This is a genomic window from Nonomuraea sp. NPDC059194, from assembly GCF_042754765.1.
In the GTDB taxonomy this organism is placed as follows: domain Bacteria; phylum Actinomycetota; class Actinomycetes; order Streptosporangiales; family Streptosporangiaceae; genus Nonomuraea.
Map to the genome: position 1 here is coordinate 1 of NZ_JBHZBH010000014.1, position 19,578 is coordinate 19,578.

Annotated in this window: 16 protein-coding genes and 1 pseudogene; 4 read left to right on the forward strand and 13 right to left on the reverse strand. The window is 70.3% G+C overall.

Annotation, left to right across the window (positions count from 1 at the left end; all coding sequences use genetic code 11):
- Positions 1 to 580 precede the first annotated feature (580 nt).
- Positions 581 to 711, forward strand: a pseudogene (locus tag ACFXJ8_RS18625) (IS5/IS1182 family transposase); the annotation flags it as partial.
- Between the two features lie 842 nt (positions 712 to 1,553).
- Here the strand turns inward: ACFXJ8_RS18625 and ACFXJ8_RS18630 are convergent.
- From ACFXJ8_RS18630 to ACFXJ8_RS18675, 10 genes are all read right to left on the reverse strand, one after another.
- Complete coding sequence (locus ACFXJ8_RS18630; RefSeq protein ID WP_379645148.1) at positions 1,554 to 2,330, reverse strand: SAM-dependent methyltransferase; 777 nt, start codon at positions 2,328 to 2,330, stop codon at positions 1,554 to 1,556.
- 133 nt (positions 2,331 to 2,463) lie between these two features.
- On the reverse strand, positions 2,464 to 3,792 hold the full coding sequence (locus ACFXJ8_RS18635) for a class II 3-deoxy-7-phosphoheptulonate synthase (RefSeq protein ID WP_379645149.1): 1,329 nt from the start codon (positions 3,790 to 3,792) through the stop codon (positions 2,464 to 2,466).
- Positions 3,793 to 3,932: 140 nt separating this feature from the next.
- A complete protein-coding gene (locus ACFXJ8_RS18640; protein WP_379645150.1) occupies positions 3,933 to 5,099 on the reverse strand; it encodes an FAD-dependent oxidoreductase in 1,167 nt (388 codons plus the stop codon).
- Positions 5,100 to 5,160: 61 nt separating this feature from the next.
- The gene (locus tag ACFXJ8_RS18645; RefSeq protein ID WP_379645151.1) at positions 5,161 to 5,988 is read right to left on the reverse strand and encodes an aldose 1-epimerase family protein; all 828 of its coding nucleotides are present in this window, start codon (positions 5,986 to 5,988) and stop codon (positions 5,161 to 5,163) included.
- 65 nt (positions 5,989 to 6,053) lie between these two features.
- On the reverse strand, positions 6,054 to 7,058 hold the full coding sequence (locus ACFXJ8_RS18650; protein ID WP_379645152.1) for a LacI family DNA-binding transcriptional regulator: 1,005 nt from the start codon (positions 7,056 to 7,058) through the stop codon (positions 6,054 to 6,056).
- Complete coding sequence (locus tag ACFXJ8_RS18655) at positions 7,059 to 8,459, reverse strand: GH1 family beta-glucosidase (RefSeq protein ID WP_379645153.1); 1,401 nt, start codon at positions 8,457 to 8,459, stop codon at positions 7,059 to 7,061.
- Entirely contained in the window at positions 8,456 to 9,286 is an 831-nt protein-coding gene (locus ACFXJ8_RS18660; RefSeq protein ID WP_379645154.1) for a carbohydrate ABC transporter permease, read from the reverse strand. Before ACFXJ8_RS18660 ends, ACFXJ8_RS18655 begins: the two co-directional genes overlap by 4 nt.
- Positions 9,283 to 10,239 (reverse strand): carbohydrate ABC transporter permease, encoded by a 957-nt coding sequence (locus ACFXJ8_RS18665; protein WP_379645155.1) that lies wholly within the window; start codon positions 10,237 to 10,239, stop codon positions 9,283 to 9,285. The genes ACFXJ8_RS18660 and ACFXJ8_RS18665 overlap by 4 nt, the downstream gene beginning before the upstream one ends.
- A gap of 79 nt (positions 10,240 to 10,318) precedes the next feature.
- The gene (locus ACFXJ8_RS18670) at positions 10,319 to 11,650 is read right to left on the reverse strand and encodes an extracellular solute-binding protein (RefSeq protein ID WP_379645156.1); all 1,332 of its coding nucleotides are present in this window, start codon (positions 11,648 to 11,650) and stop codon (positions 10,319 to 10,321) included.
- Between the two features lie 206 nt (positions 11,651 to 11,856).
- Positions 11,857 to 12,783, reverse strand: coding sequence for a LysR family transcriptional regulator (locus ACFXJ8_RS18675; RefSeq protein WP_379645157.1), 927 nt, complete (start codon positions 12,781 to 12,783; stop codon positions 11,857 to 11,859).
- 89 nt (positions 12,784 to 12,872) lie between these two features.
- Between ACFXJ8_RS18675 and ACFXJ8_RS18680 the strand changes: the two genes are divergently transcribed.
- Together ACFXJ8_RS18680 and ACFXJ8_RS18685 are read left to right on the forward strand one after the other, a co-directional pair.
- Positions 12,873 to 13,793, forward strand: coding sequence for a zinc-binding dehydrogenase (locus ACFXJ8_RS18680; RefSeq protein ID WP_379645158.1), 921 nt, complete (start codon positions 12,873 to 12,875; stop codon positions 13,791 to 13,793).
- A 58-nt stretch (positions 13,794 to 13,851) separates the two neighbouring features.
- A complete protein-coding gene (locus ACFXJ8_RS18685; RefSeq protein ID WP_379645159.1) occupies positions 13,852 to 14,856 on the forward strand; it encodes an alpha/beta hydrolase family protein in 1,005 nt (334 codons plus the stop codon).
- A 623-nt stretch (positions 14,857 to 15,479) separates the two neighbouring features.
- Here the strand turns inward: ACFXJ8_RS18685 and ACFXJ8_RS18690 are convergent.
- From ACFXJ8_RS18690 to ACFXJ8_RS18700, 3 genes are all read right to left on the reverse strand, one after another.
- Complete coding sequence (locus ACFXJ8_RS18690; RefSeq protein ID WP_379645160.1) at positions 15,480 to 15,914, reverse strand: hypothetical protein; 435 nt, start codon at positions 15,912 to 15,914, stop codon at positions 15,480 to 15,482.
- A 582-nt stretch (positions 15,915 to 16,496) separates the two neighbouring features.
- Positions 16,497 to 17,465 carry an alpha/beta hydrolase gene (locus tag ACFXJ8_RS18695; protein WP_379645161.1) on the reverse strand — a complete coding sequence of 323 codons (969 nt, stop codon included), beginning with the start codon at positions 17,463 to 17,465 and terminating at the stop codon, positions 16,497 to 16,499.
- A gap of 559 nt (positions 17,466 to 18,024) precedes the next feature.
- The gene (locus ACFXJ8_RS18700; protein WP_379645162.1) at positions 18,025 to 18,795 is read right to left on the reverse strand and encodes a VOC family protein; all 771 of its coding nucleotides are present in this window, start codon (positions 18,793 to 18,795) and stop codon (positions 18,025 to 18,027) included.
- A gap of 257 nt (positions 18,796 to 19,052) precedes the next feature.
- Here ACFXJ8_RS18700 and ACFXJ8_RS18705 point away from each other — a divergent pair, with 257 nt between their 5' ends.
- A complete protein-coding gene (locus tag ACFXJ8_RS18705; protein WP_379645163.1) occupies positions 19,053 to 19,301 on the forward strand; it encodes a hypothetical protein in 249 nt (82 codons plus the stop codon).
- The last annotated feature ends 277 nt before the right edge of the window (positions 19,302 to 19,578 follow it).

Sequence of the window (19,578 nt, forward strand, 5' to 3'; positions counted from 1 at the left end):
GACGGGAGACTGTCACGCTCCGTTCTGTGGGAGCCCGGAGGTGAGACTCCTCCGGGCCACCCGGCGGCTCCCGCCCCCGTCCCGCCCCCGTTGACCACGCGTCTCGGTATCCCGGACCACCTGAAGGCTCCAGGCTATTTAGGCGCATCCGGAAACGTTTGCCCGGTTGTGACGCGCTGGCGGGATACGAGTCCGGTGATCCACAACTTCAACGCCGTCGGCTTCGACTCGCTCTACCCTTGAGTACAAGGGCGGCCGAAGACCTTCACCCTGCCCGAACGGCGCGAGATCAAGAAGATCGCGAAGTCCAGGCCAGCCGAGCATCGCCTGCCGTTCTCGGCGTGGAGCCTGATCAAGCTGGAGGGGGTCGGCGACATCAGCCACGAGGGCCTGCGCTTGGTGCTCCGCGAGAGGTCAAGGTCTACGAGGCGATCGTCAAGGGCGAGAGCATTCCCGAGCCTGGCATCGAGCTCGGTATCGATCTGCCGCGGCGCGAGCCGAGCAGCGTGGAAGAAGTCTGACGGTCCCCATGCGTGACCTGCGGCTGTCGGCCCGCAACGGAGGGAAGTCTTCCGGCGCGGGCCCCGGTGAGCGCGCGCCAATGCGCAGCTGAAGACCTGGCGGATCCTCCGCAAGCTCCGCTGCTGCCCACTTCGCGCAGGTCAGCTGGTCAAGGCGTTCCTCGTTCTACAACTCCGCGAGAGCCGCTGAAATGGGTTCAGCGGCACAGGCAGACGAATTGTTCGCTCATACCCGGCACGCGCCTGCAGGACGTCGCGTGTGTCCGCGAGTGTGAGGTGTGGTACCGACGCGTCTCCTGCACCGGCGCCCCGGAGGCCACCCTTTCAGGACCTTGATCTTGAGTGTTTGAGGTGTCCAAACCCGACTGCCCGTCGCCAAGCCGCACATCAAGCCGCCAACCCACACGCCAAGACCCCGTCAGCTCTGCCGGTTGGCGGTGCCGCTGCTCGAAATGCTCGATCGCCTGGGCCTTATAGAACGCCGGAGCCAAAGGCAGTTGCGCTGATCACGGAGCTCTGTAGGGAATGTTGATAACGTCCTCGTGCCCATCCCACGAAAGACGAAAGGTCCAGCATCCCGCTCGCGGCATGTCCACAAGAGATGGACCTGTCCCGTCGAGAACCTTCCTTATGGACACGCCACCAAGCTTTGCCTGAATTTCGAGGCCATTATAAGAGTTTGTTGGCCGTTTCGAGATCCACAGAATCTTATTCGCCGTTCCTGGCGCCGGCGGCGAATAAAGCGTTGTCTTTCCGAACAAGACCCCCACCATATTCCCACGCTCCCCTAGCACGTAGTTCGGCGACGCGTCGGCACTGAAACCAGACGTTCGTGCCCATGACGGGAATCCATCCTTGCGTACCACCCCCTTGCACGATGTCGGCGTGGATGCAGGAGTGCCTTGTGCCGCCTTCGGCGACACCGAACTCGAACAACCGGACATTCCCATGCTGCACATGAGTAAGGCGGACATGAGTGGCCCGCTTATAGATCTTCGCATTCAAGACCTCGCACGAGCTTGCGGCTTCTGTCTAGCGCAGGACGCCGACGCCCGCGTAGCCGATCGAGTTGGTGCTGTCGCCGACCAGCGGCGGCTGCTCGGGACGCCAGTCCTTCGGGAAGACCACCCCCGGCTCCACGAGCTCGTAGCCGTCGAAGAAGCGCTCGATCTGCTCCTTGGTGCGCAGGTTGAGCGAGGCGGTGGCGCGCTTGTAGATCTCCAGCGCCTCGGGCGTGGTGTCCGGCTTGGCGTCGATGGCGTGGCTGACGACCAGGTGGCTGCCCGGCGCGCTCGCCTGCCGCAGCGCCTCCACGACGGGGTAGGCCTCCGCGTCGGGCAGGAAGTGCAGGACAGCGAGCATCAGGAACGCCACCGGGCGCTTGAAGTCGATCAGGTCGCCGAGGTCGAGGAGGAGCTTGCCCGGCTCGCGGACGTCGCCGTGCAGGATGTCGACGTTCGCGCCGTCGGCCAGCAGCGCCCTGCCGTGCGCGCAGACGACGGGGTCGTAGTCGACATAGACGACCCTGGCGTCCGGCGCGCTCTCGTGGGTGTTGCCCTGGGTGGGCAGGCCGGAGCCGAGGTCGACGATCTGGTCGACGCCCTGGCTGACCAGGTGGCGTACGGCGCGGCCGAGGAAGGCGCGGTTCTCCTGGGCCGAGTGTTTGGTCTCGGGGAACAGCTGGAGGATCTGGTCGGCGGCGGCCCTGTCGGCGGCGAAGTTGATCTTGCCGTCGAGGTAGTAGTCGTACATCCGCGCCACATTGGGGACGTTCGGGTCCACTCCCTCGGGCGCCGGCTGACCATCCACGGTTGCTCCATACGTCTCGGGCTGTTTCAGATGATCATAGAAGACGATTCGGTTTCACGTCTGCGGTACCACCCATAACGCCCGAAACGCCCGCCCCCCAACAAGGTGGGAGCGGGCGCGGGAACAGCGTGGGTCAGACCGACCGGTACAGCTCGGCCACCCGGAAGGCCAGGTCCAGCGACTGGCCGCGGTTGAGGCGAGGGTCGCACGCGGTCTCGTAGCGCAGCGCCAGGTCGTCCTCGACGATCTCCTTGCCGCCGCCGACGCACTCGGTCACGTCGTCACCGGTGAACTCGATGTGGATGCCGCCCGGGTGGGTGCCGAGCGCGCGGTGCACCTCGAAGAAGCCCGTCACCTCGTCCAGCACGTCGTCGAACTGCCGCGTCTTGTGCCCGCTCGGCGCCTCGAACGTGTTGCCGTGCATCGGGTCGCAGATCCAGGCCACCTGGGCGCCGGACGCGGTCACCTTCTCCACCAGCACCGGCAGGTGGTCGCGGATCTTGGAGGCGCCCATCCGCGTGATGAACGTCAGCCGCCCCGCCTCGTTCGTCGGGTTCAGCTTGTCGATCAGCGCGAGCGCCTCCTCGGGCGTCGTCGTGGGCCCGAGCTTGACCCCGATGGGGTTGCGGATGCGGGAGAAGAACTCCACGTGCGCCCCGTCGAGCTGGCGGGTGCGCTCGCCGATCCAGACCATGTGCGCCGACACGTCGTACGGCAGGCCGGTGCGCGAGTCGACCCTGGTGAGCGCCCTGTCGTAGTCGAGGATGAGCGCCTCGTGCGAGGAGTAGAACTCCACCGTGTGGAACTCCTCGGGGTCGGCCCCGCAGGCCCGCATGAACGCCAGCGCCTGATCGATCTCGCGGGCGAGCTGCTCGTAGCGGCGCCCGGCAGGCGACTCGGCCACGAAGTCCTGGTTCCACGCGTGGACCTGGCGCAGGTCGGCGTAGCCGCCCTTGGTGAAGGCGCGGGCGAGGTTGAGCGTGACGGCCGAGGAGTGGTAGGCCCGCAGCAGCCGCCACGGGTCGGGCCTGCGTGACTCGTCGGTGAACTCGAACCCGTTGACCATGTCGCCGCGGTAGGCGGGCAGCTCCACGCCGTCGCGGGTCTCGGTGCCCTTGGAGCGGGGCTTGGCGAACTGCCCCGCGACGCGGCCGATCTTCACGACCGGGACCTTGGCGGCGTAGGTGAGCACGATCGCCATCTGGAGCAGCGTCTTGAGCTTGTTGCGGACGTTGTCGGCGGTCGCGCCGGCGAACGTCTCCGCGCAGTCGCCGCCCTGCAGGACGAACGCCTCGCCCCTGGCCACGGCCGCGAGCTGGTCCTTCAGCTGGTCGCACTCACCCGCGAAGACCAGCGGCGGCAGTCCGCCGAGCTCGGCGACCACTTTCTCGAGCTCGCTGCGGTCGGGCCAGTCGGGCTGCTGGGCCGCGGTCATGGTTCGCCAGGAATCAAGGTTGCTCACGGCATACGAGGGTATTCCACCCGCCCCCCGCACGCCGACCTCGGCGTCCACGTTGTGAGAACGCCGCGACCGATTGGCGACCATGGCGGGCCCGGGAACGCCCGTCAGAGCGGACCTGCGGGCCGGGGGCCACCCGCATGTCACCTCATGGCCACATGTTCGGGACGAACCCCTTTTCCGATGAAAGTCCTGGCCAGCCGGTTGATCACGGGCATGCGCGCGAGGTCGGGCACCCGGCTCATCCGCGGCGATCCCGCCAGCACCGGTTTGATGAGCTGCCGCTGCGCCACCCGCTGGGCGAACTGCGTCACCCTGGTCGGGAACATGCGCCGCCGCTGCACCTTGCGCACCGCCGAGGGGCCCTCCCTCAGGATGATGTTGGCCGTGGCGACGGCGTCCTGCACGGCCAGGTTGATCCCGACCCCGAACACCGGCGTCATCGCGTGCGCCGCGTCGCCGATGCACAGGAAGCCCGGCCGGTACCAGCGCCGCAGCCGGTTCAGCGCGACGGTGAGCGTGCTGACGTCCTCGAAGCTCCGCAGCTGCGTGACCCGCTCTTCGAGGAACGGCAGCAGCCGCCCGACCTGACCGCGCAGCTCCTCGACACCCGCCGCGCGCAGCAGCTCGGCGTCGCCCTTGGCGACGACGAAGCCGAGCTGCCAGTAGCTCTCCCTGTTGATCGTGACCAGGAGCCGGCCGGGGGACAGGCGCAGGAAGGTCTCGCCCGGGTCGGTGTCCTCGCGCGGCAACCTGAACCAGACGACGTCCATCGGCACGCCGAACTCCGTCGGCGTCAGCCCGGCCGCCGCGCGCAGGACCGAGCCGCGGCCGTCGGCCGCGACCGTGAGGTCGGCCCTCAGCTCGTGCTCGCCGTCCCCGTCGCGGTACCGCAGGCCGCGCACGGTCCCGCCGTCGCGGATCAGCCCGTACGCCTCGGCGTTCATGAGCAGCCGGAACGACGGATATTTCGCGGCCTGGGAGGTGAGCAGCGTGAGGAAGTCCCATTGCGGGACGAAGGCAATGTAGTCGTAGCGACCCGGCAGGCCCCGCAGGTCGGCCAGCCTGCTGGTGCCCGTGTCGGTCACCAGGTCGAGCCGGTAGGCCTTGCGGTGCGGAATCCGGTGGAACTCCTCGGCCAGGCCGAGTTCGTCGAGCACCTGGAGGGTCGACGGGTGGATGGTGTCGCCCCTGAAGTCGCGTAGGAAGTCGGCGTGCTTCTCCAGCAGCGTCACCTCGACGCCCGCTCTGGCCAGCAGCAGGGCGAGCATCGCGCCCGCGGGGCCGCCGCCTGCTATCACACAACGCATGAATTCAGCATGCGTTGAGATTCGGGGCCGCGCAAGCACCCTCAGGCAAAGCCCACGCGGCTCAGCGGGCTCCGATCGTCCAGGAAGCCTCGTGGCTTTCGCCCGGCTCCAGCACGACCAGGTCGGCGCCGGAGTTGAACGCGTCGGGCGGGCAGGTCATCGGCTCGACCGCCACACCGGCGTAGTCGAGGTGCCTGCCCGTGCACACCTGCACCCACGGCAGCACCTCGGGGTCCCAGCTCACCCTGATGTCGTCGACGGCGACCTCGCCCGCCGACAGCCCGGTGAAGGTGTGGTCGAGGCGGGTGTCGCCGAGCTCACGGGCCTGCCTGAAGTCGTACGGCGTGCCCGCCACCTCCTCCAGCGAACGCGGCAGCAGCAGCTCGTCGGGCAGCAGCACCTTCGAGGCCGGCAACTGGAGCCGCTCGCCGAGCAGCCACGGGTGCGGGCCGCAGCCGTAGGGGGCGGCGCTCTCGCCGGTGTTCCGGCAGGTGACCGTCGTGGTCAGGCCGTCCTCGCCGAGCGAGTGGACGACCTGGAACGACAGGGCGAAGGGATAGCCGGGCGAGGGGGCCAGCGCGTGTGCCAGCCGTACCGACGCCTGGTGCTGCTCGGCCACCTGCCACTCGGCCGCGTGGACCAGCCCGTGCAGCGCGTGGCCGCGCTCGGGCTCGTTGACCGGCAGCTCGTGGCGCTCGCCCGCGAACGTGTAGCCGCCGCCGCCGACCCTGTTGGGCCACGGCGCCAGGAGGGTGCCCGCGAAGTAGGGGACGGGGGCGCCTTCGGGCCAGCTGGTGAGCAGCTCGCGCGCGCCATGACGCAGGGCGCGGACGGCGGCGCCGCGGGCGCTGATCTCGGCGGTGTAGCCGGCGCCGGAAAGTGTGGGCACGTGGAGATTCCTTTCGACCGGCATTCGTTGCGACCGGCAAAGAATACAGACGCGGTGTCCGGCCCTCAGGCGGTGCCGCGCAGCACCAGACGCGTGTCGAGGATGAGCACCGGCTGGCGCAGCTCCCTGCCGTTGATCCTGGCCACCAGCAGGTGCGCCATCTGCCTGCCCATCAGCTCCGTCGGCTGGTGGACGGTGGTGAGCGGCGGGTCGGTGTGCAGCGCCACCTTGGAGTCCTCGAACCCGACCACGGCCACGTCGCCGGGGATGGATCTGCCTGCGGCCTTCAGCGCCCGCATCGCGCCCGCGGCCATCAGGTCAGAGGCGGCGAAGACCGCGTCGAGCTCGGGATGGGCGGCCAGCAGCTCGCGCATCGCGCTCTCGCCGCTCTCCTCGGAGAAGTCGCCGAAGGCGACCAGCTCGCCCAGGCCGGATGCCAGCAGCGCGTCGCGGTAGCCCGCGAGCCGGTCGACGCCCACCCCCATGTCCTGCGGGCCCGCGATCGTCGCGATCCTGGACCGGCCCAGGCCGAGCAGGTGTTTGACCGCCTGCCTGGCCCCGGCCCTGTTGTCCATGTCGACGTAGCTGAAGGCCTCGAGCCCGACCGGACGGCCGCCGAGCACGGTCGGCACGCCCATCGCCTCCAGCCTGCCGGGCAGCGGGTCTTCGCCGTGCAGCGACAGCAGCAGCACGCCGTCGACGTGCTGACCTGTCAGGTAGTGCTCCAGGCGCTCGTGCTCGTCCGGCGACTGCGCCATCGCCAGGATGAGCTGCAGCCCCGTCTCGGCCAGCGCCGAGCCGATGCCGCGGATGATGCCCGCGAAGTACGGCTCGTCGAAGATGCGCTGCTCCGACTCCGACACCACCAGCGCCACCGTGTCGGTGCGCCGCGTGACCAGCGTCCTGGCGGCCCTGTTCGGGACGTAGCCGAGCTCCTCGATGGCCTTCAGCACGGCGTCTCTGGCCTTCGTGCTCACCTTCGGCGAGCCGTTGATGACGCGGGACACCGTGCCCCTGCCAACCCCGGCGAGCGCTGCGACCGCTTCGAGCGTCGGTCGGTTCATGGCCATTCAGCTATTGTGCCGGATGGTTTCCGCGTACCACAGCGCGCTGTCCTTGGGGGTTCTGCGCTGGGTGGCGTAGTCGACGTGCAGGAGCCCGAAGCGCTTGCCGTACCCCCACGCCCACTCGAAGTTGTCCAGCAGCGACCAGGCGAAGTAGCCCTCCAGCGGCACCCCCTCGTCGATCGCCGCCCTGCAGGCGCGCAGGTGGGACTCCAGGTAGGCGATGCGGTCGGTGTCGCGCACCCTTCCCCCGGACAGCACGTCGTCGAAGGCCGCGCCGTTCTCCGAGACGACCAGCGGCAGGCGGGGGTGGTCGGCGGCCACCCGCGCCAGGACCTCCTTCAGGCCGCTGTCGTCGATCTCCCAGCCCATCGCCGTGACGGGCCGGCCGCCGTCGACGAACGAGACGTGCTCGCTGCCCACCCAGGGGGAGGCGGTCTCGGTCGGCGCTGCGGCCGCTGACGCCGAGCCGCCGGGTGCGCCCGAGACGGTGAAGCGGCTGTAGTAGTTGATCAGCAGCATGTCGATCGGCGCGGCGATCGTCTGCTGGTCGCCGTCGCGCACGAACGCCAGGTCCGTGACCCGCTCCAGGTCCTCCAGCACGTCGGCCGGGTAGCGGCCCTTCAGCAGCGCGTCGAGGAAGAACCTGTTCTGCAGCCCGTCGACGCGTCGCGCCGCGTCGAGGTCGGCGGGGGAGTCCGTGGCGGGGGAGACCGCGTACAGGTTCACGCAACCGCCGACCCTGGTCTCCCCGTTCTTGAGCACCCGTGCCGACAGGCCGTGCGCCAGGTTGAGGTGGTGCGCCGCCCTGACCGCGCCGGCGGGCTCGCGCCGTCCGGGCGCGTGCTCCCCCGAGGCGTACCCGAGGAAGGCCGCGCACCACGGCTCGTTGACCGTGGCCCAGTTGCGCACCCTGTCGCCCAGCGCCTCGTGTACGGTCGCCGCGTACTCGGCGAAGCGGTAGGCGGTGTCGCGCTCGGGCCAGCCGCCCCTGTCCTCCAGCGGTTGCGGCAGGTCCCAGTGGTAGAGCGTCACCCACGGGTCGATCCCACGATCGAGCAGCTCGTCCACCAGTCGCCGGTAGAAGTCGAGCCCCCGCTCGTTGATCGCGCCCATGCCGTCGGGCTGCACCCGCGGCCACGAGACCGAGAAACGGTAGGCGCTCAGCCCCATCCCGGCCATCAGCGCCACGTCCTCGCGGTAGCGGTGGTAGTGGTCGACGGCCACGTCGGCGTTGTCGCCGCCGAGCACCCTGCCCGGCTGCCTGGAGAAGACGTCCCAGATGGACTGGCCGCGACCGTCCGCGCCGACCGCCCCCTCGATCTGGTACGCCGAGGTCGCCGCGCCCCAGGTGAAGCCGGTGGGGAACAGCAGCCGGTCGTCGAGCCGCTCCTGTTGGGTTGTCACGCCTTGACCGCACCTTCCATGATGCCGCCGACGATCTGCCGGCCGAACGCGATGAACACGATGACGAGCGGGACGACGGACAGCGCGGTCCCCGCGAAGATCAGCACGTAGTTGGTGGAGAACCGCTCGTTGAGCGCCTGGATGGCGATCTGCACGGTCGGATTGTCGGGGGTCAGCACGATCATCGGCCACATGTAGTCGTTCCACAACAGCATGAACGTGTTGATCCCGAGCACCGCCATGCCGGGCCGTACGGCGGGCAGCACGACGTTCCACCAGATCCGCATCGTGGAGGCGCCGTCCACCCTGGCCGCCTCGACCAGCTCGTTCGGCACCGCCTGCTCGGTGTACTGCGTCATCAGGAACACCCCGAAACCGTTGAGCAGGTACGGCAGGATCACCGCCGTCAGCGTGCCCGTCCACTCCAGTTCGACCATGAGCCGGTAGAGCGGCACGATCCCCATCTGCTGCAGCGGCACCATCATCGTCAGCAGGATCGTCAGCAGCAGAAGTCGCCTGCCCCGAAAGTGCAGCCGGGAGAAGGAGAAGCCCGCCAGCGTCGAGATCAGCACCACCGACACCGTGACGACCGAGGCCACGACGAAGGAGTTGGTCAGCCCCGTCAGGAAGTGCGCGTCCTCGTTGGCCAGCACCGCCCGGATGTTGTCGCCCAGGTTCCCGCCCGGCAGGAACGGCGGCGGGACGTCCACGGCGTCGTCGTTGGTGCGCGAGGCGATGACGAGCATCCAGTAGAGCGGAAAGGCCGACAGCACGATCGCCACGGCCAGCATGACCTTGGTCATGGCCGTCGCGCGGTGGGTGTTCACGTGGTGCCCCCGATCCGGCGGACGAACAGGAAGTTGACCAGGGCGCCGAGCAGGATGAGCAGGAACAGCAGCCAGGCCGCCGCGGCGGCGTAGCCGTAGTCGAACTCCCTGAAGCCCTGCTTGACGATGAACATCGCCACCGTCTGGAACTGACCCTGCGAGCCGCCGTCCACGTTGCCGTTGTAGAAGGTGGTCGGCTCGGCGAACAGGGTCAGGCCGCCGATCGTCGAGTTCAGCACCACGAAGATCAGCGTCGGGCGCAGCATCGGCAGCGTGATCTGCCAGAACTGCCTGCGGCGCGAGGCCCCGTCGATCGAGGCCGCCTCGTACAGGTCGCGCGGGATCGTCTGCATCCCGGCCAGGAAGATGATCGCGTTGTAACCGGTCCACCGCCAGTCGACCATGGTGGCGATCGCCAGCCACGAGGGCAGGCGCTCGGCCCGCCAGTTGATCGGCTCGACGCCGAACCAGCTCAGCACCCAGTTCACCAGGCCCCAGTCCCTGGCGTACAGCTGGGTGAAGACGACGGCGACCGCCACCACCGAGGTGACCAGCGGCAGCAGCACGCTCAGCCTGATCGCCAGCCGCAGGCGCAACCGCTTGTTGAGCGCGTTGGCCAGCAGCAGCGCCAGCAGCAGCTGCGGGATCGTGGCCAGCAGGAAGATGCCGACGGTATTGACGACCGCGTTCCAGAAGTCCTCGTCGGCCAGCAACTGGGCGTAGTTGCCCAGGCCCGCCCACTCGGTGGTGCCCGCCAGGTCGTAGTCGTAGAGCGAGTACCACAACGTGAACGCCAGCGGGAACAGCCCGAACAAGGCGAAGAGCACGAAGTAGGGGGAGATCAGGACGTACGGCATGGCCCTGATGTCGAGGACGGGCCGCCACCGCCTGCCGTACCTCGGCGGTGGCGGTGCGGCGACCCTCGGGGGCGCCTTTTCCAGGTGAAGGCTCATGGAGACCTCTCGCTTCGGGGACGGGCGACCGGCCCGCCGGCCACGGGTCGCGGCGGCGGGCCAGGGCTCTTGGCTGTGATCAGCCCGCGGCCTTGACCGCGTCGTCCACGAGCTGCTGCCAGGCCTTGTCCTGGGCGACCGAGCCGTCGTCCATGCCCTGTACCACCGACTCGATGGCGTTCTTGACCTGCGTGTGCTTCACGCCGAGGAACACCGGCTGCAGCGAGGCCGCCGACTTGGCGAAGATGTCGCCGATCGGGGCGTCGTCGAAGAAGGCGTTCTTCGCGCCCGTGACCGCCGGGTCCTGCTGCGCCTTGACGTTGCTCGGCATGTTGCCGAAGTCGGCGAAGATGCTCGCCTGCACCTTCGCGCTGGTCAGGTAGTCGGCGACCTGCGCCGCCTCCTTCGGATGCGCCGACTGCTTCGGTACGGCCAGCCACGACCCGCCCCAGTTGCCGCCGCCACCGGGAACGGACGCGACGTCCCACTGGCCCTTGGCGCCCTCGCCCGCGTTGCCGCTGACGACGCCGAGCATCCACGACGGGCAGCCGACCGTGGCGAAGGCGTTCTTCTTGGTGCCCGTCGCCCACTCCTCGGTGAAGTTGCGCAGCTTGGCGGTCAGGCCGAGCTGCGTCATCTGCCGGGCGAAGTCGAAGGCCGTCCTGACCGCGGGGTTCTTGTCGACGACGAGCGTGTTGGCCTTGTCGAAGTAGGCCAGGTTGCCGTTCTTGGCCGCCTCCTGGACCAGCACCACGTTGTAGAGGGTGTTGGTGCCGTCGGTGAACTTGGCGTCCTTCACCTTGCCCTGGAAGCGCTGGCCGACCTTGAGGAAGTCGTCCCAGGTCGGCCACAGGGCGCCGACCTCGTCGCGCTCGGTGGGCAGGCCCGCCTTCTCGAACAGCGTCTTGTTGTAGCAGATGCTCATGCCGCCGATGTCGGTGCCGAGACCGAACACCTTGCCGTCGGCGGACACGCCGTTCTCCCACTTCCACGCCGGGTAGTCGGCCTGGCGGCCCGACAGGCCCTGCTCGCCCAGGTCGGCCCACCACTCGGGGTGCGCCTTGGCCAGGCCCATGCCGCCCTCGTCGATGCCGACGACGTCGCCCGCGCCCTTGCCCGCCTGCAACCACTGGATCATCTGCGGCCAGTAGACCTGCTCGAACTGGTCGGTGAGCACCTCCAGCTTGATCTGGACGTCCTTGTGCTCGGCGTTCCACCGGGCGACGGCGTTCTTGTAGCCGAAGTTCTCGCCGCCGCCGAACACCTGGACCCTGACGGTGACGGGCTCGGCGGCGCCGGAGGCGGAAGGAGCGCCGGCGGCGGGGGTGGAGCCCGAACCGCAGGAGGCGATCGCCAGGGCGGCCGCGGCCAGGGCGGCGGCCAGGCTGCCGCGGCGCTTGATGGTCATCATGGTGGACCCCTCTCGGGTGGTCGCGGCCTCGTCCCCGACCGTTGGAGCCGCGATGGGTGTCTTTTGGGAGCGCTCCCACGAAGAGTGGCGGAGGGCGGGGGAGAACGTCAATACGGCGAAACGCAACCGTTACCTGGCGCTGTAGATACGGATTTTTGCCGACAAACACCCTAGATAGGCTGTTGGGAGCGCTCCCATCGCATCTCTCACTCGGGCAGCCAGTCGCGGCGCGGGTCATACTCCAGCCAGCGGTCGCGACCCGCCTGCCGTACACACACCGCGACCAGGGCATCCAGCAGCGGGTGGGCGTCATCCCGCCGCCACAGCAGCGACCAGGCGTACAGCGGCGTCGGCTCCACCAGCGGGACGGACCGGACCCCCGGCAGCCCCGGCAGCTCGGGCAGCGGGGTGTCCGCGGGCAACAGCGAGAAGCACCGGGGGTCGCCCGCGATCTGCGCGACGAAGTGATCAGGGCCCAGGTTGGCAGCCCCGACCCGATCCCTGATGTCGAAGTCGTCGGCGAACCGCCGCAGGAAGTCCAGCCGGTCTAGCGGCCCCGGTGTCCGCAGGACGCTGCCGCGCAGTTGCTCCGGCCGCAGCTGGGGCTCACCCGCCAGCGGATGATCCGCGCTGAGGATGGCGTCGACCGGCTCCAACCGGATGAGCTGGTGGGCCAGATCCGCGGGCAGCGGCGGATGGATCCGGCCGAAGCCGGCGTCGATCTCGTGGTGCTGCAGGGACGCCGCCACGGACGCGAGGTCGCGGCCATGTCCGAGCTCCAGCGCTGGGGCCTCGGGGCGCGCCGCGATCCGGGCGAGGGTGCGCATCGGGGCGAACAGGTGCCCCCACACGTCGACGCGCACGGGCCGGTCCGCTGCGCCGACGGAGGCCACCGCCGCCTCCCCGGCGGCCAGCACCCTCCGGGCGGGCCCCAGCAGACGCTCGCCGTACGGCGTCAGCCGCACGCCTGGGCCGCCGCGATCGAACAGGCGGACGCCGAGCGCGTTCTCCAGGCCCGAGATCCGCTTGGACACCGCCTGCTGGGAGATGGCCAGCAGCTCGGCCGCCCGGCCGAAATGCAGCTCTTCGGCGGTCAGCACGAACGCGCGCACCTGCGCCAGGTCGAGATCCACGGCTCTCACCTTAGGTGACAACCATCGGTTGTCGACGACGCGCGGTGGTTGTTGGCCGACGCCGCAGCCGGGCCGCTTTCATGAGCGGCATGAAGAGACTGATCGCCACAGGCGAGCGGGCGCGTCCCGTGGAGTTCGCCGAGGACGCCCAGCCGGTCCCGGCCGCGGACGAGGCGCTGGTGCGGGTGGAGGCGTTCTCGGTGAACCGGGGCGAGACGTTCCTGCTGGAGAACCCGCGACCGGACCTGCGCCCAGGAAAGGACGTCGCCGGCCTGGTGGTGCGGGCCGCGGCCGACGGCTCCGGCCCGGGAGTGGGCATGCGGGTCGTGGGTCATCCGCCGTGCGGCGGCTGGGCCGAGTACGTGGCCGTACCCACGCATTCGCTCGCCGTCCTGCCCCCCGCCATCGGCTCCACCGAGGCCGCCGCCCTCCCACTGGCCGGGCTCACCGCGCTACGTATGCTCCGGACCGCGGGCGCCGTCGCCGGGCGGCGGCTGCTGCTGACCGGCGCGTCCGGCGGGGTGGGCCACTACCTGACCGAGCTGGCCGCCGCGGCCGGCGCGGAGATCACGGTGGTGACGGCCTCCCCGGAGCGCGGGCGCCGTCTGGCCGAACTGGGCGCCGACGTGGTGCACGACCTGGGCGAGACGCGGGGGCCCTTCGACGTGGTCCTGGAGTCCACTGGAGGGACGGCGTTGCCCGTGGCGCTGAGCAAGCTGGCCGCCGGCGGCATGCTGATCTGGTTCGGCCAGGCCAGCCGTACTCCGGCGACGCTGGACTTCTTCGATTTCTTCAACGGGCCGGAGGGCGCCGTGATCAGGCACTTCCACTACGCCGGAGCCCCGTACGGGCCGGACCTGGACACCCTGGTCACGCTGGTGGGAAGCGGGCGGCTGCACCCGGAGATCGGGCGGGTCGCCGACTGGGCCGACACCGCCACCGTGCTGGTCGACCTGCGGGAACGCCGCGTGCGGGGCAAGGCCGTACTGACGGTGGGTGGCCCCCGATGAACGTCGCCGAGTTCGCCGCCGCCAACCGGGCCGCGAGTCTGATGGAGGGCTGCCCCCGATGAACGTCGCCGAGTTCGCCGCCGCCAACCTGAGCCGCGCCACGGGCGCGGGCCTGGACCCGCACCACTACCTGCGGGTCACCGCCGCTCTCTCCTCGCTGGACGACTGGCCGGACGGCTTCGTCCGCGCCGGCGAAGACTACCTGGCCCGCGCGGAGGCGGCCACGTCCGCGCTCACGGCGGCCGACCACTACCGCGCGGCCGCCCGATGGTTCCACTTCGCATGCCTGCTGCCGCATCACGATCGCGACCTGGCGACCAAGGCGGCCGCCCGGTCGGACGCCGCCATGGGCCGCTCCCTCGATCTGGCCGAACCCGGGGCCAGACGCCTGCAAGGGTCCGACTTCGTGGGCTGGCTGCGCGGACCGGCCGACGCGGCGGCGACGGTGGTGATCGTCCCCGGCATGGACTCCAGCAAGGAGGAGTTCCACGCCCTGAGCACCGCCCTGCTGCGCCGCGGCGTGGCGGTGTTCGCGATGGACGGCCCCGGCCAGGGCGTGCTCGCGGCGACCAGCACCATCCGCCCCGACTACCACCAGACGATCGGCCGCGTCATCGACGCCCTCGGCGTCACCTGTGTCGGCCTGGCCGGGATGAGCCTGGGCGGCTACTACGCCGCCGAGAGCGCCGCGCACGAGCCGCGCGTCGCGGCCACGCTGACCGTCAGCGGCCCGTTCCGCCTCACCTGGGACTCCCTGCCGCCGTTCGTGCACGACACCCTGACCCAGCGCGCCGGTGGCCACGCGGCCGCCCGGGACTTCGCCGGACGTGTGGACCTGAGCGCGCTCGCCCCGCGCATCGCCGTACCGCTGCTGGCAGTCGACGGCGGCCAGGACCTCATCCCCGGCGTGACCAACTCCCGCGAGCTGGCCCGCCTCGCGCCATCCGGCGAACACCTCCTCATCGACCACGGCGACCATCTGCTCGGCAATGCCCAGCCCGATTGGCTCGGGCCGGCCGCCGACTGGATGATCACACAGCTGACGCAAAGCACGACCACATGAGCGATCGGCACTCATAACTGGCGGCACCAGCGGCATGGGGCCGCCCGCCGCCCGCCGCCTGCTCGCCGAGAGCCCCGGGCTGCTGGTGCCATACCAATGTGGACCAGACGGAGGCCTGACCGGTCGGCGGCCTGACCGGTTGGCGGGAGAGCGCGGTCTCGGCGCATTGTCCAGCACGGCGACAGAACGCGCACGCGTGAGTGGCGTGGAGCCGGCATCGCCGCACGGGAGGGGGAGAAGGACACGCGGCCCACACCAGCGACCACGACATCACTTGGGAAGCCGGTGTTCCTGCGGACCCGGCCGTGACGTCGCCCAGGGGAGCCGATGCCCGTCGATCTCGGTCGCGAGGCCGCCGAACCCCGGTGGCGGATGTCGCCGACGGGAGCCGGTGACCGCCGAACCCCGGGTCCGGGACGTCATCAAGGGGAGCCGGTGACCGCCGACTCCGGGTCCGCGGCGTCGCCAAGCGGAGCTGGCGACCGCCGAACCCCGGGTCCGGGACGTCGCCGAGGTCAGCCCCTGATCGCCGAACCCGGTAGGGGGAGCGCACGCCGGACGTCTCGTCGCGTCATGGAGGCCGGGCAACGCCTTGGCGTTCAGGCGACGTCACGGCCGCACGGCTATCCCGGGTAGCCGTTGCGCTGGTTCGCCTGCACAGCGCCCTGGTAGGCGTCGATGAGACCCCACACCCACAGGCCGAAGGCGACGGGCAGGATCAGGAAGCCGACGATCACGAACGTCAGCATGACCCCCACGAACATCGCCGCGTACGACCCGACGAGGATGCCGACGCCCTTGCCGGTGTCTCCGTTGACGATCGACCCCACCCCCGGCAGGAAGAACGACAGCACGACCGAGCTCGCCGGCTCCTTGCGCGGCGGCCGCCGGACGGGAAGGCGCTGCCTGGTGTGCGGCACCGCGGGATGCCCGAACGGCCCTGGAATCTGCTGGCCGTACGGGATCGGGGCGCTCGATGGGGAGTCGTAGGACCCTGAGGGGTAACGCAGGCCGTACGGATCGGACGTGCCGTACGGATCGGGCTGCTGGTCGGACAAGACAACCCCCAGGGACGAGACGGACTTGTCCCACAACACTATGCCCGCCCCGGCGGGACTCGCCTGGCGGTGCCCAGGGACTTCCGGTGCGCCGGCCGACCCCAGGGGACAGGAGTAAGGCGGGCGCAGAGCAGGCCGTGACCGAGGACGGACGGCTCGCCAGCGAGCTTGGAGCCGACCTGCGCACGGTCTCCCCGTCACCTCGCCCGCCTGCACACCGACCTGGGCACGGTCGCCGCGCCCGCCTGCATACCGACCTAGGCACGGTCGCCGCGCCCACCTCGCCCGCTCCCTCGCCCGCCTGCACACCGACCTGGGCACGGTCTCCGCGCCCACCTCGTTCACTCCCTCGCCTGCGCACCGACCCTGACCTCAGGACCACTGTCGGGACCCCGCGAGCGAGAGGATCCTCACACCAGCGCACCGACCCTGACCTCAGGACCGATGCCGGGCCCCGCGAACGAGAAGGACCCTCACACCAGCGCACCGACCAGGACACCAGGCCGCCATACCAGGGCTGGCAGGGATGTCAGGGCCGTCAGCCAGCGGGTCTGAGCAGTAGGGCCTCTCACCCAGGGGCGGTCAGGGCAGCAGGGCTCGTCGTAGCGCGATGATGCGGGCCGCGCCTGCCTGGCGGCTGACCGCCGTCTCGGGGATGATCAGGTCGAAGCCGTGGAACGCGCCCGCGTACAGATGGAACTCGGTCGACACGCCCGCCTGCGCGAGCCGCTGCGCATAAGTGACGCACTCGTCGCGGAACACCTCCAGCTCGCCCACGTCGATGAACGCCGGAGGCAGCCCCGACAGGTCGCTCGCCCTGGCCGGAGCCGCGTACGGCGAGACGTCATCGGTTCCCTTGCGGTCGCCGAGCAGCGCGGTCCACCCGAAGACGTTGGCCGCCCTGTCCCACACGACCGCGGTCTCGAACTCCAGCGTGGACGGCGTGGCGTCGCGGTCGTCGAGCATCGGGCAGACAAGCAGCTGGTAGGCGACCGCCGGGCCGCCTCTGTCTCTGGCCAGGAGCACCGTACCCGCCGCGAGCCCGCCACCGGCGCTGGCCCCGCCCACCGCCAGGCGCGCGGCGTCGATGCCGAGCTCGGCGGCGTTCTTGGCGGTCCAGGCCAGGCCCGCGTAGCAGTCCTCGACCGGCGCGGGATCGGGATGCTCGGGCGCGAGGCGGTAGTCGACGGAGACGACCACGCACCCGACCTCCTTGACGAACCGCCCGGCGAGGGCGTCGTCGGCGTCGGGCGAGCCGCCGATCATGCCGCCGCCGTGGATCCAGTAAAGGCACGGCAGCGGTCCCTTGGCGGGCTCGGCGGGACGGTGGACGCGCAGCCGTACGTCAGGAGCCCCTTCGGGACCCTGCGCCCACCGCTCCTCGATCGTGACGAGCGGGTCGTCGACCGCCATGGACGCGTACACGGCGGCCGCCTGAGCCCGCATCTCGGGCAGGTTCTCCGCCGTGAGCGTCGACACGTCGGGAAAGGGCATCTCGAACCGGTCGAGCGCGGCGGCGAGTTCGCGGTCGAGGTTGGGGTGGTGGGGCATCGGCTTGCACCTTCCGGTTGGCGGGGTGTGCACCTCGATGGTGCGTGGCGGGGCACGCCCGCACAACCGAAAGGCGGCGGTAGTGCCCGCCGATCTGACCGCCACACGGCGGGCGAGTCAGGCGGGCCCGGTGATCACCCAGGTGGCACGGGCGACCGCCTCAGGTGCCACTGGCGATCACCCCAAGTGGCACGGGCGATCACCTCGGGAGACACCGGTGATCACCCCAGGCGGCACGGGCGACCGCCTCAGGTGCCCTTGGCGATCACCTCTGGTGACACCGGTGATCACCCCAGGTGGTGTGGGCGACCACCTGAGGTGCCGCTGGTGATCACCTCAGGTGGCACGGCTGATCACCTCGGTGACGCCGCTGATCAGGGCAGGTGGCGTCACCGAGGTGATCAGCGCAATCAGCGTTGGTCACCACGGCAGCGCAATCAGCGTCGGTCACCACGGCAAGTGGTGCCGGTGGTCACCCCGAACGGCGGGCGGCGATCATCCCAGGTGGCATGGGCGATCTCCGCAGGTGGCGTAGGGTGACCACCTTGCGTGGCATTGGTCAGCTCATGGTGGCACTGGCGATGATCGCGAACTGGGCGCCGAACGGGTCGCTGATCGCCGCGAAGCGGCCCACCTCTTCGACCGACTCCGCCGGCATGACGACGGTGCCGCCCAGCTCCTTGGCGCGGGCGAGGGTGGCGTCGCAGTCGGCCACCTCGAAGTAGGGCATCCAGCGGGGCTTGCCGCCCTCCTCCAGCGGCACGAGCCCGCCGATGGCCGGATTGTCGCCCTGGGCGGTCGAGACCACCAGGTAGTCCATCGAGCCCATCGGCATGGTCTCGACCCTCCAGCCGAAGACGGCCTGGTAGAACGGCAGGACCGCGGCGGGATCGGGAACGTGGAGCTCTACCCAGCCGAGCGAGCCCCGCTCCGTGACCAGGCCGAGGCCCCTGATGTCAGCGCCCTGCCACACGGCGAACTCCGCGCCGGCCGGGTCGGTGAAGTGGGCCATCCGGCCCACGGTGAAGACGTCGGACGGCTCCATGCGGACGGTGCCGCCGTGCTGCTCGACGAGCTTGGCCGTGGCGTCGGCGTCAGGTGTGGCGAAGTAGGTGGTCCAGCCCGCGACCGCCCCCTCGTCCATGAGCGGACCCAGGGCGGCGACGGTCTTGCCGTCCAGTTGGAGGAAGCCGTAGCCGCCGCTGTCGGGACCGGCCGAATGGAAGGACCAGCCGAAGACACCACCGTAGAAGGCGGCCGCCCGCTCGACGTCGGGAACGCCGAGGTCGATCCAGTTGGGTGCACCTGAAAGGAACTGAGTGGTGAGCATGTAGTCAGCTTGCCACCCTCCGCTGACAAAATCCGGGAACGCCGCCAAGCGCAGCGGCCCTCCACACCAAGGCCGGTAACGCCCCAAGCGCAGCGGCCCTCCACGCCGAAGCCGCGACGCCCACCGCGCAGCGGCTCGCCAGAGCCGGAATGGGAAGCCCCGAGAGCGAAGCGGCTCGCGCTTAACCGCGAACGCGTTTTCCGCCGGAAACCGGGTAGCTGGTCGCCGTCATGTTCTATGGAGCGGGGAGGCCGACGATGCCGCTCATCGACACCGAGTGTGTCCGGCAGCTGCTGGAGTCCGCAGACCCTGACGCGACCCTGGTGTTCGTGCGGGGCGACTGCGTGGTGATGCCCGGCGACCAGATCGACGAGGCGCACCGCGGTCTGGTCATCGCCAGGAAGGCGGACCTGCGGGAGTTCGTCCCCGGCGAGCACGCCACGGAGCAGCAGTTGGAGACGCTCGCGCACCGGCTCGACAACGTGGTCCGCGACCTGGGCTCGTAGCGCCCGCCGCGGCCCCGATGTCGGTACGGCGAGCCGCGCTGCTCACGTGGTCTCCCGCTGCCCGCATGGCCGCCCTTGTCTCGCGCGGGAAGCGTGCACCGCCGCAGTCTCCCACCGTCGGCGTGGCCCGTCGGGGCTGGCGCCGTCGGTGTGGCCCGTCGTGGTCTCGCGCTGCCAGTGTGGCCACGTCATGGTCGGGGGGCCGGGTCGCGTCGGCGCCGAGTCCTGGGCCAGTGACGCGCCCGGTCGCCAGGCCCGGTGTTGTGCCGCGTGCGAG

Coding starts and splice junctions, on each gene's coding strand:
- ACFXJ8_RS18640 (WP_379645150.1), bottom strand. CDS start 5,099: ATGCGTTGTGTGATAGCAGGCGGCGGCCCCGCGGGCGCGATGCTCGCC.
- ACFXJ8_RS18700 (WP_379645162.1), bottom strand. CDS start 18,795: ATGCTCACCACTCAGTTCCTTTCAGGTGCACCCAACTGGATCGACCTC.
- ACFXJ8_RS18650 (WP_379645152.1), bottom strand. CDS start 7,058: ATGGCCATGAACCGACCGACGCTCGAAGCGGTCGCAGCGCTCGCCGGG.
- ACFXJ8_RS18670 (WP_379645156.1), bottom strand. CDS start 11,650: ATGATGACCATCAAGCGCCGCGGCAGCCTGGCCGCCGCCCTGGCCGCG.
- ACFXJ8_RS18695 (WP_379645161.1), bottom strand. CDS start 17,465: ATGCCCCACCACCCCAACCTCGACCGCGAACTCGCCGCCGCGCTCGAC.
- ACFXJ8_RS18680 (WP_379645158.1), top strand. CDS start 12,873: ATGAAGAGACTGATCGCCACAGGCGAGCGGGCGCGTCCCGTGGAGTTC.
- ACFXJ8_RS18685 (WP_379645159.1), top strand. CDS start 13,852: ATGAACGTCGCCGAGTTCGCCGCCGCCAACCTGAGCCGCGCCACGGGC.
- ACFXJ8_RS18705 (WP_379645163.1), top strand. CDS start 19,053: ATGCCGCTCATCGACACCGAGTGTGTCCGGCAGCTGCTGGAGTCCGCA.
- ACFXJ8_RS18665 (WP_379645155.1), bottom strand. CDS start 10,239: ATGAGCCTTCACCTGGAAAAGGCGCCCCCGAGGGTCGCCGCACCGCCA.